This window comes from Pedobacter jejuensis (assembly GCF_003725795.1).
Classification (GTDB): Bacteria; Bacteroidota; Bacteroidia; order Sphingobacteriales; family Sphingobacteriaceae; genus Pedobacter; species Pedobacter jejuensis.
The window spans coordinates 38,370-55,056 of record NZ_RBEE01000044.1 but is presented as its reverse complement, the minus strand read 5'-3'; the positions used below and the strand labels follow the sequence as shown (position 1 = coordinate 55,056).

Below are 16,687 nucleotides of genomic sequence, written 5' to 3'. Positions count from 1 at the left end.
CTCACTACTCAATACTAATTATGAAGAATTACATTAAGGCAGATGAGTGGAACATTATCGAAGAAGGGTTTGATCCACATTTAAATAAAATTTCAGAAAGTATTTTCAGTTTAGGTAACGGCAGAATGGGGCAACGTGCCAATTTTGAAGAAACTTACACTGGCGAAACGCTACCCGGAAATTATGTTGCTGGCGTATATTATCCAGATAAAACCCGCGTTGGATGGTGGAAAAACGGCTATCCGGAATATTTTGCAAAGGTTTTAAATGCTGCAAATTGGGTTGGTATTGAAGTAAAAATTAACGATGAGGTTTTAGATTTAGCAACGGCAGAAGTAAGCGATTTCAAAAGGGTATTGAATATGCATGCCGGTATTTTGGAGCGTACTTTTACTGCAAAACTCAAAAGCGGCAAAACCGTTAAAGTAAAATCAACACGTTTTTGTAGCATTGCTGATGATGAGGTTGGTGCAATACATTACAGCATCACACCAGTAGATTTTGATGGAAAATTAACTTTAATGCCATTTATTGATGGTGATGTTAAAAATCAGGATAGCAACTACGACGAAAAATTCTGGACCATGGTTGCTGATGAAATCTCTGGAACAGAAGCTTACATCAAACTAAGAACCAAGAAAACTGAATTTGAAGTTTGTACGGGAAGCAACATCGAACTTTATAAGAACGCTGAAAAATTAGAAGTAAAACCGGAAGAAGTTCGTAAAGAAAAATTCGTCGGACAATCGTTTTCTTTGGATGTTAAAGCAAATGAAGAAATTACCTTAGTTAAAATCGCGGCTAATTTATCCTCAGAAAATTATCCAAAGGAAAAACTTTTAAAAGAAACCAAATCTGTTATCGCGAAAGCTACAGCAAAAGGTTTCGATACTTTATTAAACGAACAAACAGAAGCCTGGGCAACTAAATGGGAAGAAAGTGATATCGTTATCGAAGGTGATGTTTCTGCTCAGCAATCTATTCGTTTCAATATTTTTCAATTGTTTCAAACCTATACGGGTAAAGATGATAGGTTAAATATTGGTCCGAAAGGTTTCACAGGCGAAAAATATGGAGGCTCAACATATTGGGATACGGAAGCCTATTGTGTGCCTTTTTACCTGGCGACTGCACCACAAGAGGTAAGTAAAAACTTATTGATTTATCGCCACAAACAATTGGGCAAAGCTATTGAAAATGCTGCGAAACTAGGTTTTAAGGATGGTGCGGCGTTGTACCCAATGGTTACCATGAATGGCGAAGAATGCCACAACGAATGGGAAATTACTTTCGAGGAGATACACCGCAATGGCGCAATTGCTTTTGCAATTTACAATTATGTGCGTTACACTGCAGATGAAAGTTATTTATCAGATTATGGTTTAGAGGTATTAATTGCCATCGCCCGTTTCTGGAAACAACGTGTAAACTGGAGTAGCGATAAACAGCAATACGTGATGCTTGGCGTTACAGGTCCGAATGAGTACGAAAACAATATTAACAACAATTGGTATACCAATTTACTAGCAACCTGGTGTATGAAATATGCCACTGAAGCTGCTGAAATTGTTAAAAACCAACAACCAGAAAAGTATTCGAGTTTGTTAAAAAGTTTAAATTTTGATGATAAGGAATTTGCAGATTGGGCAGATATCATCGAAAAAATGTACTATCCTCAGGATGAAAAGCTAGGGATATTCTTACAGCAAGATGGCTACTTGGATAAAGAGCAAATTTTGGTTAAAGATTTACCTGCAAGTGAACGACCAATAAACCAAAAATGGAGTTGGGATAGAATTTTACGTTCATGCTTTATCAAACAGGCCGATGTTTTACAAGGGTTGTACTTCTTCGAAGAAGATTATGATTTAGATACTCTGAAACGAAATTTTGATTTCTATGAGCCACGTACCGTTCATGAAAGTTCTTTATCGCCTTGCGTACATAGCATTTTAGCGGCAAAATTAAACGATGAAGCTCGTGCTTACGAATTTTATTTACGTACTGCCCGTTTAGATTTGGACGATTACAATAACGATACCGAAGATGGTTTGCACATCACTTCTATGGCTGGAACCTGGATGAGTGTGGTTGAGGGTTTTGCAGGTATGCGTGTTCGTGATGGTAAGCTGCAATTCAGTCCTTTTATTCCCGAAAAATGGAAATCTTTTTCGTTTACAATTGGTTTTAGAGGAGCAACATTAAAAGTTAACATTACAGAAAATGGCATCAGCATAAAAAATAATGCAGCTGTTGATTTAGAAATCGGCATCAAAAATCAAATTTATAAATTGGCTGGTCACTCAGAAATTGAAGTAAATAACGCGGAGTTGGTATGATAGTGGCGGGACAAGGTAAAATGGGAGATGTATTAGAATATGCCTCGGCACCTCGTCATTGCGTGGAACGAAGCAATCTTAATACGATAGCTTTTTTAGCTATGTCTTTCCTTTTACTATTTTCGACACCATCATTCGCACAAAAAAACAGTAAAAGTATGAACGATAAGCAAATCGTTATTTACCAATTATTGCCTCGTTTATTTGGCAATAAAAATACCACAAACATTCCTTACGGTACCATTGAGCAAAATGGGTCCGGTAAGTTTAATGATATTAATGATAAAGCTCTGGATGGGATTAAAGAACTCCATGCAAACTACATTTGGTACACTGGCGTAATTGCGCATGCAAGTTTAACCGATTATTCAAAATATGGAATAAAGGTTGATGATGCCGATGTGGTTAAAGGTAGAGCCGGTTCTCCTTATGCCATCCGCGATTATTACGATGTAAATCCTGATTTAGCTGTAGATGTTAAAAACAGGATGAAGGAGTTTGAAGATTTGGTGAAAAGAACCCATGCTAAAAACTTAAAGGTTTTAATTGATTTTGTGCCTAACCACGTTGCCCGAGGTTATCATTCTTATGCGAAACCAAAAAGCGTTGTAGATTTTGGTGCAAACGATGACGTTACCAAAGGCTTTAGTCCGACAAATGATTTCTATTACATTCCGGGTCAAAAGTTTTTAGTGCCACAGCACGAACCAAAGCAAACGCCACTTTCTGCTTTGCAGGATGGAAAGTTTGATGAAAACCCGGCCAAGGCGACAGGAAATAATTCATTTGTAGCGCAACCAAAATATGATGATTGGTATGAAACCATCAAACTAAATTATGGTGTAGATTATCTAAACGGAGAAAAAAAATATTTTGACCCAATACCACCGGTGTGGACTAAAATGCAAGACATTTTAATTTTCTGGGCTAAAAAGGGTGTTGATGGTTTCCGTTGCGACATGGCTGAAATGGTTCCAATTGCTTTTTGGAATTGGGTTATCCCGCAGGTTAAAAAAGTAAATCCTGATATCATTTTCCTGGGAGAAGCTTATAATCCACATGTTTACAAGCAATATCTTGATGAAGGTAAATTTGATTACTTGTATGATAAAGTGGGTTTATATGATGGATTGAAAAGGTTAATCAGAAATGAACCACATGCCGATGTAAAAGAGATTCGATATGTATGGCAAACCGAAAGTGCTGGTTTTGGCAATAAAATGTTGCGTTTCTTAGAAAATCATGATGAAGAACGCATTGCATCTGCAGGCTTTGCTGGTCGTGCAGAACTGGCTTTACCAGCTATGGTTGTTTCAGCAACTTTGGGTTCTGGTCCGGTTATGCTTTATTTCGGACAAGAAGTTGGTGAGCCAGGTAAAGGTGCAGAAGGTTACGGTGGAGATGATAACCGAACTACAATTTTTGATTATTGGGGTGTTCCAAATCATCAGCGATGGATGAACAATGGAACTTTTGATGGAAAAGGCTTAGATGAAACCCAACTAAAATTGAGGGCTTATTATCAGCAATTATTAAAGGTAACCACACAAAGTGATGCCATTATTCATGGCGATATTTATGATGTTCCGCAAACTGGTAACATGAATAATCGCATGTATGCTTTTATCCGCTATTCAGGCAAACAGCGTTTATTGGTTGTGGTAAATTTCGACCGCTCTCAAAATTTAGAAGCAAACATCGAAATTCCTGATCATATTTTAAAAGTGAAATCTTCGTCGCCAGTTACCGATTTGCTGACAGATAAAAAATTAAATATCCCTGCAGGTACAAGTATTCCTGTAAAACTTGCTCCGGTTTCGGCACAAGTAATAGAATTTTAAACTAATGTTTCAACCGCAAAGCACACAAAGATTTTCGCAAAGGACACAAAGTATAGATAAATAGCTTTGCGGTCTCTGCGTTATTACTTTGTGACCTTTGCGGTTACCAAAACCAAATATAATGAGCTTAAAAACAGCATTTGAAAACCCAAAATTAACACTCGCACAAATCATCAATATGAGTGTTGGTTTTTTCGGAATCCAGTTTGGTTGGGATTTACAACGTGCCAACATGGGTCGTATTTACGAAAACCTTGGCGCCAATCCAGACCAGATACCTTTACTGTTTTTGGCAGCTCCATTAACAGGATTGTTGGTTCAACCGATTATAGGTTATTTAAGCGATAGAACCTGGCATCCAAAATGGGGTAGAAGAAGACCTTACTTTTTAATTGGTGCAATTGTAAGCAGTATTGCTTTAATTTTTATGCCGCATAGTAGTGTACTTTGGATGGCAGCGGGCTTGCTCTATATTTTAGATGTTTTTGGCAACATCGCAATGGAACCTTTCCGTGCTTTTGTTACTGATAAGTTGCCCGATAGTCAGGTAAACAGAGGTTTTATCATGCAAAGTATGATGATTGGTTTGGGTGGAAGCATCGCATCTTCATTGCCTTGGGTAATGAATAATGTATTTCATTTAACCAATACCGCAGCACAAGGCAGTATCCCTGAAAATGTAAAGTTTTCATTTTACATTGGTGCATTTTTCTTTCTAGCATCGGTATTATGGACTGTTTTTACTACGAAAGAATATCCACCTCAGGATGTTGATTTCAAAGAAAAAGTTATCGAAAGCAATAAAGGTTTTGGTGGTGGAGCACGTGAAATTTTACATGCGCTAAGAAACATGCCAAAACGAATGCAAATTGTTTCTCTGGTTCAGTTTTTTACTTGGCCAGGTTTATTTTTAATGTGGTTTTATTATACAACTGCAGTTGCGGTAAATGTTTTCGGTGGTAAAGATGCTGCAGACCCTGTTTATGCGCAAGGTGCCGATTTTGGAAGTTTAACTTTAGCTTATTATAGCGTTATCACTTTCCTCTTCGCTTTGGTTTTGCCAAAAATCGCCGATGCTTTAGGTCGTAAAACAACGCATGCTTTGTGTTTAATTTGCGGTGCAATTGGCTTAATAAGTGTAGCATGGGTTCACGATAAAAATATGTTGTATCTGTGTATGACAGGTGTCGGTATTGCCTGGGCAAGTATTTTATCCATGCCTTATGCCATGTTAAGTGGCTCATTACCAAAAGATAAAATTGGTATTTACATGGGGATTTTTAATTTCTTTATTGTATTGCCAGAAATTATGGCTTCACTCGGTTTCGGCTGGTTGATGCGCAACGTATTAAATAATGATAGATTATTGGCCGTTCAAATTGGCGGTGGACTAATGATTTTAGCGGCAATAATCTGCTTTGTATTTATCAAAGAACCAAAGAAAACTGATGAAGTATTAGCCGCTGAGCTAAGTATTGAAGAAAACAGATCAGTTTAATCAAATCTATGTTGCGAAGCACTAATCTTGTCGGCAGGCAGGATTGGTGGTTCGCAGTGACCAAATCCCAAATAAATCTAACCAGATGAAAAAAATCATTTACCTATTACTGCTGGTAACAGTATTTAATACATCCTGCAAAAAAGCCTCTTCAGAAGGACCTGGGATTGATCCTCCAGTATTGCCTACAACTGATTTGCCTGCAGGTGCAAAAGATGGTGTTGCTTTTATCAACGGTGGTAAATCTGCAATTGTAACCCTTTACGCACCTAATAAAACCTCGGTTGCATTAATTGGGGAATTCAATAATTGGTCGGCAACTACTTCTGTAATGAAAAAAACCGCGGATGGAAATACATGGTGGATTCAAATTGATAATCTAGATCCAAACACAGAATACGCTTATCAATTTTTGGTTGATGGTACTTTAAAAGTTGCAGATCCGTATTGCGAGAAAATTTTAGATCCTGCTAATGATAGTTTTATTTCTTCGGCTACTTATCCAAATCTAAAAGCTTATCCCACCGGAAAAACTACTGGAATTGTTAGTACAATGCTAGCAAATCAACCAACATACACATGGAAAAATAATGGCTTCGTTCGTCCAGAAAAAAGCAACCTCGTTATTTATGAATTGTTAATCCGTGATTTTACCGCCGAACATAACTATGCTTCTACATTAGCAAAGCTAGATTATTTGGTAAACATGGGCATTAATGCAATTGAGTTGATGCCGGTTAATGAGTTTGAAGGGAATTTAAGCTGGGGTTATAACCCTTCTTTTTATTTCGCGGCAGATAAATATTATGGAACAAAAACTGCGTTGCAAAATTTTATCGATGAGTGCCACGGTAAAGGCATTGCTGTAATTATGGATATGGTTTTAAATCATTCTTTTGGTCAGTCGCCAATGGTTCAATTGTATTTTAATGGTTCAAAGCCAGCCGGAAATAGTCCTTGGTTTAATGTAGATCCCAAACACCCATTTAATGTTGGTTATGATTTTAATCACGAAAGCGCAGCAACAAAATACTTTGCAAAGAACGTAATGAAATTTTGGATGCAGCAATATAAAATTGATGGTTTCCGCTTTGATTTATCAAAAGGATTTACGCAAAAAACATCGACAGATGATGCAGGATTTAGACTTTATGATGCAACAAGAGTTGCCATCTGGAAAGAATACAATAGCTTTATTAAGAGTATCGATGCCAATAATTTCTACGTGATTTTAGAACATTTTGCAGAAGAATCAGAAGAAAAAGTTTTAGCAGATGATGGCATGATGCTTTGGAATAACGTAAATTATAACATGAATGAAGCCACCATGGGCTGGTTAGGTAGTTCAGATTTTTCTTATGGTTTTTACGCTAAACATGGTTTCAATAAATCGGATGGATTGATAACTTATGGAGAAAGTCATGATGAGGAACGTTTAAATTATAAGAACATTTCCTTTGGAAATATGACCGGAAGCTATTTGATTAAGGGAAATTTGCCAACCTCGCTAAGACGAAATGAAATGGCTGCGGCATTTCTATTCAGTATCCCCGGACCGAAAATGGTGTGGCAGTTTGGTGAGTTGGGTTATGATATCAGTATCGATTTTAACGGTAGGACTGGAGAAAAACCAATTAAGTGGGATTATTTTTCTGACGTAAATAGAAAGGCTTTATACGACGCGTATGCTAAATTTATCAAGTTAAAAAAGAACAATACCATTTTTAATACCACCAATACAACTTATAATTTAACTGGCGGTGTAAAATATATTAAACTTACTGATGCTTCAAATACGGTAGTTGTGGTTGGGAATTTCGACGTGACTAATCAAACTGCTAATGTAGATTTTGGCGCATCAGGAAATTTGGTAGATGCCGTTGGAAATACAATTAACCTTAATTCGAATATTTATTCGGCAACAATGGCGCCGGGCGAATATCATATATTTAGTAAAGTTGCTTTAAGGTAAAGTAGCTGATTCTCTGCCTCTGTTTTTTTGAAATGATACAAATAACGGAGGCAGTTTTTCCTGAAATATTCTTATGTATTTTAGTTAATATTGCCATAACAACTAACTGCAAATATGGAGAACAAATTATCGCATCACTTGCTTTGGGAACGATTACGTGCCGGAGACAGAGATGCTTTTTTTGATCTCTACAAAGAACTTTATTATCCTCTAGTTAATTTCGGAATAAGGGTTTGCACAAATGCCGATATTTCCAGCGAAGCAACCGACCTTGTTTTTACAACCATTTGGGAAAAACATGAAACACTCAATCGTGTTGATAATGTTGAAGCCTATCTTCGCACCTTTTTAAAGAGGAAACTGCTGCGGATTTTAGAGCGGAAAAAGAAAATTAACGATGCACTTTTTAATGCTGGAGCGGATGGCGATTGGATGGAAATGAGCTACGAAGAATTTATCGTGAAAGTTCAAAGCGATGAATTGGTTAAGCACCAACTAAAAAACGCACTCGAAAAACTCACTTTCAGGCAGAAGCAGCTAATTCATTTAAAATTTTTTGATGGATTGAGTTATGAACAAATTGCCGAACAAACCAATCAATCTATAAAAACTTCATACAATACCATTTACGACGCCTTGAAGGTTTTGCGTAAGGAACTGAAAGCGTAAATATTGGTAGTCGATTTCCATCTTTCCGTCATCTTGACTTGGCTCTAGATATTGATTTTAGTTTTATTCCATGGCAGCAACACAATTATAACCTCACCCTTTGAAAGGTACAAGGTGTCAATAAGTTTGTGCATCCCTCTCCTTGAAGAGAGGGAAACGAAGTAAAGTACTTTGAGCCTATGGTATTTAATAATTGTCCAACAAATCCCTCTCTTCAAGGAGAGGGATAGCACGCAGTAGCCAAAGCAAAACCTTTGGTAGGGTGAGGTGAATTACATACAATTTGATGTTTCAAAAACCTTCGCCTAACAAACAAACTATATCAGCCTGATTTTACCTTTAGCCACAAATTAAATTTTTCGATTTCGGCTATTTTCAGAGTATAAATTTGCCTTATTAAAAAAAAGTTAAAATTTCTTTAGGAAAAAATAAACTTTTTGGGCACTGATAATTAAAAGCCAAATAATAATGATTGAAAGAAGTCGATTCAATGCAGAAGACTTTCTTGTCGACAGTACTTTCCAGCAATATTGCGCAGGAACCGACAAGCTTTGTATTGAATATTGGGAGAAGTATATCAAGGCTCATCCTGAACAGGCAGATGTGATTGCCGAAGCCAAAAGATTGCATTTTATCCTGAGCGGAAATAAGCGGTCGGTTTTTACCCAACTAGATAAATTGAAACTAAATCTTAATAGTGAAGCAAAAACATCTAAGCTAAGTAAAAGCTACACCTGGTTAAAAGTTGCTGCCGCAATAGTGGTAGTTATTTCTATTAGTTTTTTCTATCGTGGCTATGTTTCCCAAAATAAGCCAAGCGGGGTATTACAAGCCCAAACCTTTAAAACGAAAGGCGGTGAGCGAAAAAAAATTACATTGTCTGATGGTTCCATTGTGTTGTTAAATGCACAAAGTTCTTTATCAATTGCAGAAGGTTTTAATGAAGCCAAACGTGAGGTTATTTTAAAGGGAGAGGCTTATTTTGATGTAGCACATAACAAAAACAAACCCTTTAAAGTGCATACCAGCGATTTTGATATCAACGTTTTAGGTACTGCTTTTAATGTAAAAGCTTATCCCGATGAAATTTCATCGGAAGCAACGTTGATAAGAGGCTTAATTACCATGGAAGCCGTTAATGGAAATGGCAGTATTATCACCTTAAAGCCAAGCCAGAAAGTTACTTTTTATAAAACCATTGCAGTTGCTTCTAAACAAAAAACGTTAAAACCTGAAGCAGCTCGTCCTGAAATTACTATAAACCACTATACTTTAATTAAAGACAGTACAATTGTAGAAACCGCGTGGACGCAAAACCGAATAGAGATATACGACCAAAATTTTGACGATATAAAAAGTGTTTTGGAGAAATGGTACAGTGTTGATATCAAATTTACAGATCCTGACATTGAAAAATATCGCTTTACGGCAACTTTTAGTCACGAAAGTATCGATCAGGTATTGTCTGCATTACAAAAAGTAGAAAATTTTAAATATGAGATAAAAGGAAATCAGGTAATCATCTCGAAGTAGAAAAAAAGGACGGTGTTGGCGCACCGCCCTCGTAAATTCTTCTTTGATTAATTAATGGCAGTTTATGCGCAAACAACTTGCTGCCAAATAACTATGCAACCAAAAAAAACAAAAATATGATTTATTATTACTTACTGCAAGAGCGCCCAAAATACAGAGCGCTTTTAAAATTCATTATGCTAATGAAACTAACCTGTATTATGGTTTTCATTACCTGCCTTAATGTTTCCGCGTCGGTTTTTTCTCAGGAAAAAATTTCTCTCGATGTGAAGAAAACAAAATTGGCAAGGGTTTTACAGATTATAGAGCAGCAAAGCAGTTATCATTTTGTCTATAGCTCGTCTTATGTTCCTGTTAATAAGGACGTAAGCATCACTGTAACTAATATTCCGGTTACTGATGTTTTATCTGCCATATTAAATAGAACAAATTTAAAGTACTCTGTTTCTGATGGTGGCTTAATTGTTATCAGCAGAAATAAGGAAGTACCCATTAGCGGAACGGTAAAAGACGCTCAAGGAGTAACTTTGCCTGGCGCAACCGTAAGGGTAAAAGGGACAGCCATCGGAACTTCGACCGATGTAAATGGTAAGTTTACATTAAACGCTCCAGAAAATGCAGTATTGGTGGTTTCTTATGCTGGTTTTCAAACTAAAGAGGTTTCCATAGGTGCTCAAACGTCTATAGATATTGTATTGGCAGAAGATAGTAAACAGTTATCTGAGGTTGTGGTTACGGCTTTAGGTATCAAAAAAGAAAGAAGAGCTCTAGGTTATTCGGTAACGCAAATTGGGGGCGAAACATTAACTCAGGCTCGCGAAAACAACATCACAAATTCACTGGTAGGTAAAGTTGCAGGTTTAGATATTGCTGGTACATCAGGTGGGGCAGGTGCAGCAACCAATGTTACCATCCGTGGGGTATCTAGCTTAGGCCCATCTAGTCAGCCGCTTTATGTAGTAAACGGAATTCCGATGGAAAGTGCTCCGGTTGGTTTTGGAAGCACGATTGGTATTGGTAATAACGGCGGACAATATGATAATGCTCCAGATTTAGGAGATGCAATCAGTAACATAAATCCTGATGATATTGAAAGCATTTCTGTACTTAAAGGAGCAGCAGCTTCTGCTCTTTATGGCAATAGAGCAAAAGCTGGCGTTATCCTCATCACCACGAAAAGTGGAAAAGGAAATAGTATAGAGTTTAGCAGTAACTATGTTGCTGAGCAGGTAATGGATAGAACCAATTGGCAATATGTTTATGGACAAGGCGTTAACGGGCAAAAACCAGCAACTCAATTAGCAGCTGCATCTACAGGTAGTTCAAGTTGGGGAGCAAGATTGGATGGAACAAACGTTGTGCAATTTGACGGTGTAAGCAGACCATACACTGCACAAGAAGATAACATTGAAGACTTTTACAGAACTGGTGGAAGTTGGACAAATACCCTAGCTTTAAATAAAACATTTACTGGTGGTGTAATTCGCTTATCTGGAAGCGATTTAACAAATAAGTCGGTAGTGCCTAACTCGGGTTTAGATAGACAAAACTTCACTTTAGCTGGTACGTTCGACCCGATTAAAAATCTGGTTGTTGATGCTCGCTTTAATTACATTCTAGAGCAAGCTAAAAACAGGCCAATGCTATCTGACGGTGCTGGCAATGCCAATTACAATGCCGCATTTTTGCCAACAAGCGTTAATATTGCAACCTTACAACCCGGCAAAACGCCAACGGGCAATGAACTTTCATATAACACAGGAAATCCTTATGCAACCAATCCGTGGTTTGCAGCCAATGATTTTATTCATAACACCAAAAGAGAACGTTTGCTAAGTTCTTTCAGCGCTAAATATACTTTTGATAATGGTTTATTTTTGCAGGCAAGAGCAGGAAGAGATTCTTACAATGATAATTACGTTTCAGTAACGCCATCTGGTACAGCTTATGATGCTGATGGTGGATATACTGAACAAATTAGCAAATTCTCTGATATCAATGTTGATGGTTTAATGGGAAAGTCGTTTAAAATAAACGATTTCTCTATCACACCGAATGTGGGTGCAAATTATCGCCGAACCAAAAGTTCGGGTACAAATAATAGCGGTGCGTCTTTTCAGCTTTTTGGTATTTACACTTTAAGTAATACAGGTGGCAAATCTGTTTCCGTATATCAATCAGACCAAGAAACCCAATCTGTTTATGGAACTTTAGAAGTAACTTATAAAGATATTTTATACTTAACCGGAAGCGCCCGAAGCGATTGGTTTTCTACCCTCGCTACACCAGGCAAGGATAATAAACTCAATGTAGTTTACCCGTCAATAAGTGGCTCATTTGTATTTTCTGAACTTTGGAAACCATCATTTTTAAGCTTCGGTAAACTAAGAGCTGGTTATGCAATGGTAGGGCAGGCAACTTTACCATTCCAGACGCAACTGTATTATAATTTGCGTAGCGAGTCTGTAAATGGCGCTCCACTTGGGAATATTGTTAACTCATCTATTCCAAATGCATCCCTTAGAGCTTCCAAAGCAACTGAGCTCGAAATTGGTACTGAAATGCGATTGTTTGGAGATAGGGTAAATTTGGATGTTACCTGGTACAATAAAAAGTCAAGTGATGAAATTCTTGCTGTTCCGGCCTCTACAACTACCGGTTACAGTGGTGCCGTTTTAAATATTGGCCAATTAAGAAATAAAGGTGTTGAAGCTTTAATTTCTGGTAATGTTATCAAAAGCAAAGATTTCAACTGGACTTCTAGTGTTAACGGATCGTACAATGATAATAAGGTTATCACATTAGCACCTGGTACTGCATCGCAACTGCTTGCAACTTCACGTAGTAATGTGGGCTTTTTACAAAATCTGGAAGGTATGGCAATTGGCCAGGTAATGGCTTATGATTTCTTATATGATGGTAACGGAAATATTGTGAAAGATGCCAATGGCGCACCACAAAGAGGCGAATTGAAAGCGTATGGTTCTGCTTACAATAAATGGGCAGCAGGATGGAATAACGAATTTAGCTATAAAGGCGTTAATCTGTCGTTTTTAATTGATGGTAAATGGGGAGGGAAGATATTCTCCGCAACTGATTATTATGGTTATGTGTTTGGTTTGCACCAGGCAACACTCGAAAATCGTGATGCTTTAGGTGTTAATGCGGCAAATTACTACAGCACTTATGCTAATAATGTTTCAAAACAATTTGTACAAGATGCCAGCTTCATTAAATTCAGACAAGTAATTTTAGGATATAATTTTCCGACCAAAATGTTTAACAACAAAATTAAAGGCTTAAATGTAAGTTTTGTTGGTCGTAACCTATTCATTTTGATGAAGAAGACGGATAACATCGACCCGGAATCTAGCTACAATGCTACAATTCCAGGCATGGAACTAGGAGGTGTGCCGCCAGTACGCACATACGGTTTAAATTTAAGTGTTAAGTTATAATCCTTTAAACGAATTGAAAATGAAAACGATCATAAAATTATACGTACCACTTTTATTATCAGGTTTAATCCTTATATCTGGGTGTACTAAAGACTTCGAAAAAATCAACACCGATCCTGTATCTGTAGGTCAGGAACAATACAATCCAAACTACTTATTATCTACTGCACAGTTAACCTATACAGGCAGTACAGATTTTGCATACGAAACCTGGCGTGGTAATTTAATTTACTCGGCAACAATGATGCAGGGTATGTCATCGGTTATAAGTTATTGGGCAGGTGATAAATACATGCTTAATGAAGGTTACACGGCTGCTTACTGGGAAAAGGCTTATCCCGATCAAGTAAAATATGCTGTTGATTTAGTAGAATTTACGAGGGGTAAAGCGCAATACAACAATGTGTATCAAATGGGCAGAATTTGGAAGGCATTAATTTTTGAAAGGCTAACGGATTTATATGGCGATATCCCATATTTTGATGCTGGAAAGGGCTATTATTCTTCTATTTTGTATCCTAAATACGATGCGCAACAAGCCATTTATACCGATTTGCTGAAAGAGGTTGATGAAGCATCAACAGCTTTAAATGCCTCTGCCGATGTTGTGAATGGTGATTTAATCTTCGCTGGTGATGTTGCAAAATGGAAACGTTTTGGAAATAGCTTAATGTTACGTATGGCGATGCGTTTAACCAAGGCAGATGCAACACTTGCGCAAACCTATATTACAAAAGCTGTTGGTAAAACGATGACAAGTGATGGTGATAATGCATTTTTTAAACACGATGCAAATGGCGGTCGCGTTACGCAAAATAGAAATGCACAGGTTTTGTTAGGCGATGGTGGGCAGGAAAACTTTTACACCCGTTGGAGCAATACATTCATTAATTATCTAAAAACCAACAACGACCCAAGATTAAGCAAAGTTGCGGTTACAAAATTATACTTAACAGATGTAACGAAGGCTCAAAACCCTGCCTATATTACAACTGCAAGTGTTCAAAAGGGAATGCCGAATGGTAAAGATTTGAGCGGTATTGCTGGTCGAGATGTTCGTCAAGATGCCTCATATACTGATTTTACAGATTACTCATCACCAAACCCAGGAATGCTTAAAAGAGATGGTAATACCTTTATTTTAACCTATGCAGAAACTGAGTTAATGTGGGCCGAAGCCGCACAACGTTTTAATATTGGTGGTTCAGCGGCAGCACATTATAATGCAGGAGTAACCTCGGCAATGACATTTTTATCTCAATATGATGCAAACATGGCAGTAAATGCAAGCGATGCTGCGGTTTATCTAGGCGCTCATCCTTATGTAGCGGCAAATGGTTTAGAAATGATTTCAATGCAATATTGGGCGCATACAATCACGATGTTAGATTTTTACGAAACATGGTCTAACTGGAGAAGAACAGGATTACCTGCTTTAGTTCCAATCGTATATCCAAATACCAATACTGGCGGTTCAATACCACGTCGTTTTCCTTATCCATTGGCTGAGGGGGTATCAAATGCGGCGAATTATAAAGTTGCATCTGCTGCTGTTCCAGGTGGCGATAAATTAGTAGGTAGAGTTTGGTGGGATAAATAGACAACACACTCGGAATTTTGAAACGGCATTGCAACCTCGCAATGCCGTTTTTTTATGGTAACAATTTCAATGTTTTTTTGATAAGCGCATGTTTAGTAAGATATTTAGGCACCAAACCAAAACTTTATGAAATTTAAATTTATACTATCCATCTGTATTTTTGCTGCCGTTTATACGTCAGCGCAGCAAACTCCAAGAAAAACACCAGCTAAAGAAACAACTACAACATCACAGGTAACTATAAAAGAAGAACCTAAACCAACTGGAAATGAGCGCACAATTAAGGTAGAAAGTTCAGTTATTACCAACCACAATGTTACTATTAATGGTAAAGCCGTTCCATATAAAGCAACTACAGGCACCTTACCCGTTTGGGATGAAGATGGAAAACCAATTGCAGGTCTGTTTTATACGTATTACGAAAGAAGTGATATCCAAAATCGAGATAAAAGACCATTGGTAATTTCGTTTAATGGTGGTCCGGGTTCTGCTTCTGTTTGGATGCATATTGCTTACACAGGTCCTGTAATTTTAAATATTGATGATGAAGGTTATCCTGTTCAACCTTACGGATATAAAGAAAACCCATATTCGATCTTGGATGTTGCCGATATTGTTTATATCGACCCCGTAAATACAGGATATTCCAGAGCGATTAGTAAAGATATTCCAACAAATAAATTCTTCGGGGTAAAGGCCGATATCAAATATCTAGCAGAGTGGATAAACACTTTTGTTACCCGAAATAATCGTTGGGCATCTCCAAAATTTTTAATTGGCGAAAGTTATGGAACAACCCGTGTTTCTGGCTTGGCCCTCGAACTTCAAAATAGCTAATGGATGTATCTAAATGGTGTTGTATTGGTGTCGCCAACTGAGCTAGGTATTGAGCGTAGCGGACCAGTTGATGCTGCCTTGCGTTTACCATATTTTGCAGCTACTGCATGGTATCATAAGGTTTTGCCTGCTGATTTACAATCGAAAGACTTAACAGCGATGCTGCCAGAGGTAGAAAGCTTTACGATAAATGAGGTTATTCCAGCAATTGCCCAAGGTAGCATGCTTAGTGCTGATAAAAAACGGGCTATTGCGGTTAAAATGGCTCGATATTCCGGAATATCTGAAAAGGTATTTTTAGATTACAATTTGAACGTTCCTACTGATTTCTTCTGGAAAGAATTGCTGAGAGATAAAGGTTTTACCGTTGGGCGGTTAGATTCTAGGTACAAGGGGATTGATAAAATGGGTGCAGGCGAATCGCCAGATTATAATGCTGAGTTAACATCATGGTTGCATTCTTTTACACCTGCCATCAATATGTATATAAGAAATGAGCTAAACTACAAAACCGATTTAAAATATAACATGTTTGGTTCCGTTTATCCATGGGATAATTCCGGAGATAAAACAGGTGATAATTTGCGCCAGGCAATGGCGCAAAACCCTTTTTTGCACGTCTTGGTTCAATCGGGGTATTATGATGGAGCATGTGATTATTTTAATGCAAAATACAGCATGTGGCAATTGGATGCTGCTGGGAAATTACAAGATAGATTAACTTGGGAAGGTTACAGAAGCGGGCACATGATGTATCTACGCAAAGAAGATTTGAAAACCTCAAATAATCATGTTAGAGATTTTATTATGAAGGCATTACCAAAATCAGGTGCATCCGCAAAGTTTTAACCAGGATTTAAGGATTATAATCAACTATCAAAGACAATTAAATGCATTTGCGAATTAACAATTCGCATTTTAACTTTTAAACTGTTAACTG

General features: G+C 37.5%; 10 protein-coding genes. All 10 read left to right on the top strand.

The window, feature by feature from the left end:
* Positions 1–20 precede the first annotated feature (20 nt).
* The gene (locus D7004_RS18180) at positions 21–2,339 is read left to right on the top strand and encodes a glycoside hydrolase family 65 protein (protein ID WP_123207255.1); all 2,319 of its coding nucleotides are present in this window, start codon (positions 21–23) and stop codon (positions 2,337–2,339) included.
* Positions 2,336–4,180: an alpha-amylase family glycosyl hydrolase gene (locus tag D7004_RS18175; RefSeq protein WP_123207254.1), complete on the top strand. Its 1,845-nt coding sequence runs from the start codon at positions 2,336–2,338 to the stop codon at positions 4,178–4,180. The genes D7004_RS18180 and D7004_RS18175 overlap by 4 nt, the downstream gene beginning before the upstream one ends.
* 121 nt (positions 4,181–4,301) lie before the next feature.
* Positions 4,302–5,678: an MFS transporter gene (locus D7004_RS18170; protein WP_123207253.1), complete on the top strand. Its 1,377-nt coding sequence runs from the start codon at positions 4,302–4,304 to the stop codon at positions 5,676–5,678.
* Positions 5,679–5,763: 85 nt separating this feature from the next.
* A complete protein-coding gene (locus D7004_RS18165; RefSeq protein ID WP_123207252.1) occupies positions 5,764–7,650 on the top strand; it encodes an alpha-amylase family glycosyl hydrolase in 1,887 nt (628 codons plus the stop codon).
* A 114-nt stretch (positions 7,651–7,764) separates the two neighbouring features.
* Positions 7,765–8,319, top strand: a complete 555-nt coding sequence (locus tag D7004_RS18160) for an RNA polymerase sigma factor (protein WP_123207251.1) — start codon at positions 7,765–7,767, stop codon at positions 8,317–8,319.
* A gap of 468 nt (positions 8,320–8,787) precedes the next feature.
* Positions 8,788–9,852: a FecR family protein gene (locus D7004_RS18155; protein ID WP_123207250.1), complete on the top strand. Its 1,065-nt coding sequence runs from the start codon at positions 8,788–8,790 to the stop codon at positions 9,850–9,852.
* A 116-nt stretch (positions 9,853–9,968) separates the two neighbouring features.
* Positions 9,969–13,310, top strand: coding sequence for a SusC/RagA family TonB-linked outer membrane protein (locus tag D7004_RS18150; RefSeq protein WP_123207441.1), 3,342 nt, complete (start codon positions 9,969–9,971; stop codon positions 13,308–13,310).
* 19 nt (positions 13,311–13,329) lie between these two features.
* The gene (locus tag D7004_RS18145; protein WP_123207440.1) at positions 13,330–14,910 is read left to right on the top strand and encodes a SusD/RagB family nutrient-binding outer membrane lipoprotein; all 1,581 of its coding nucleotides are present in this window, start codon (positions 13,330–13,332) and stop codon (positions 14,908–14,910) included.
* A 126-nt stretch (positions 14,911–15,036) separates the two neighbouring features.
* Positions 15,037–15,747, top strand: a complete 711-nt coding sequence (locus D7004_RS21085) for a S10 family serine carboxypeptidase-like protein (protein ID WP_244214373.1) — start codon at positions 15,037–15,039, stop codon at positions 15,745–15,747.
* Positions 15,748–15,750: 3 nt separating this feature from the next.
* Positions 15,751–16,596, top strand: a complete 846-nt coding sequence (locus D7004_RS21080) for a hypothetical protein (RefSeq protein ID WP_244214372.1) — start codon at positions 15,751–15,753, stop codon at positions 16,594–16,596.
* Positions 16,597–16,687 lie beyond the last annotated feature (91 nt).

What these genes read in the sequence shown, in the direction of transcription:
- D7004_RS18180 (WP_123207255.1), top strand. Translation starts at nt 21, where the DNA reads ATGAAGAATTACATTAAGGCAGATGAGTGGAACATTATCGAAGAAGGG.
- D7004_RS18175 (WP_123207254.1), top strand. Translation starts at nt 2,336, where the DNA reads ATGATAGTGGCGGGACAAGGTAAAATGGGAGATGTATTAGAATATGCC.
- D7004_RS18170 (WP_123207253.1), top strand. Translation starts at nt 4,302, where the DNA reads ATGAGCTTAAAAACAGCATTTGAAAACCCAAAATTAACACTCGCACAA.
- D7004_RS18165 (WP_123207252.1), top strand. Translation starts at nt 5,764, where the DNA reads ATGAAAAAAATCATTTACCTATTACTGCTGGTAACAGTATTTAATACA.
- D7004_RS18160 (WP_123207251.1), top strand. Translation starts at nt 7,765, where the DNA reads ATGGAGAACAAATTATCGCATCACTTGCTTTGGGAACGATTACGTGCC.
- D7004_RS18155 (WP_123207250.1), top strand. Translation starts at nt 8,788, where the DNA reads ATGATTGAAAGAAGTCGATTCAATGCAGAAGACTTTCTTGTCGACAGT.
- D7004_RS18150 (WP_123207441.1), top strand. Translation starts at nt 9,969, where the DNA reads ATGATTTATTATTACTTACTGCAAGAGCGCCCAAAATACAGAGCGCTT.
- D7004_RS18145 (WP_123207440.1), top strand. Translation starts at nt 13,330, where the DNA reads ATGAAAACGATCATAAAATTATACGTACCACTTTTATTATCAGGTTTA.
- D7004_RS21085 (WP_244214373.1), top strand. Translation starts at nt 15,037, where the DNA reads ATGAAATTTAAATTTATACTATCCATCTGTATTTTTGCTGCCGTTTAT.
- D7004_RS21080 (WP_244214372.1), top strand. Translation starts at nt 15,751, where the DNA reads ATGTATCTAAATGGTGTTGTATTGGTGTCGCCAACTGAGCTAGGTATT.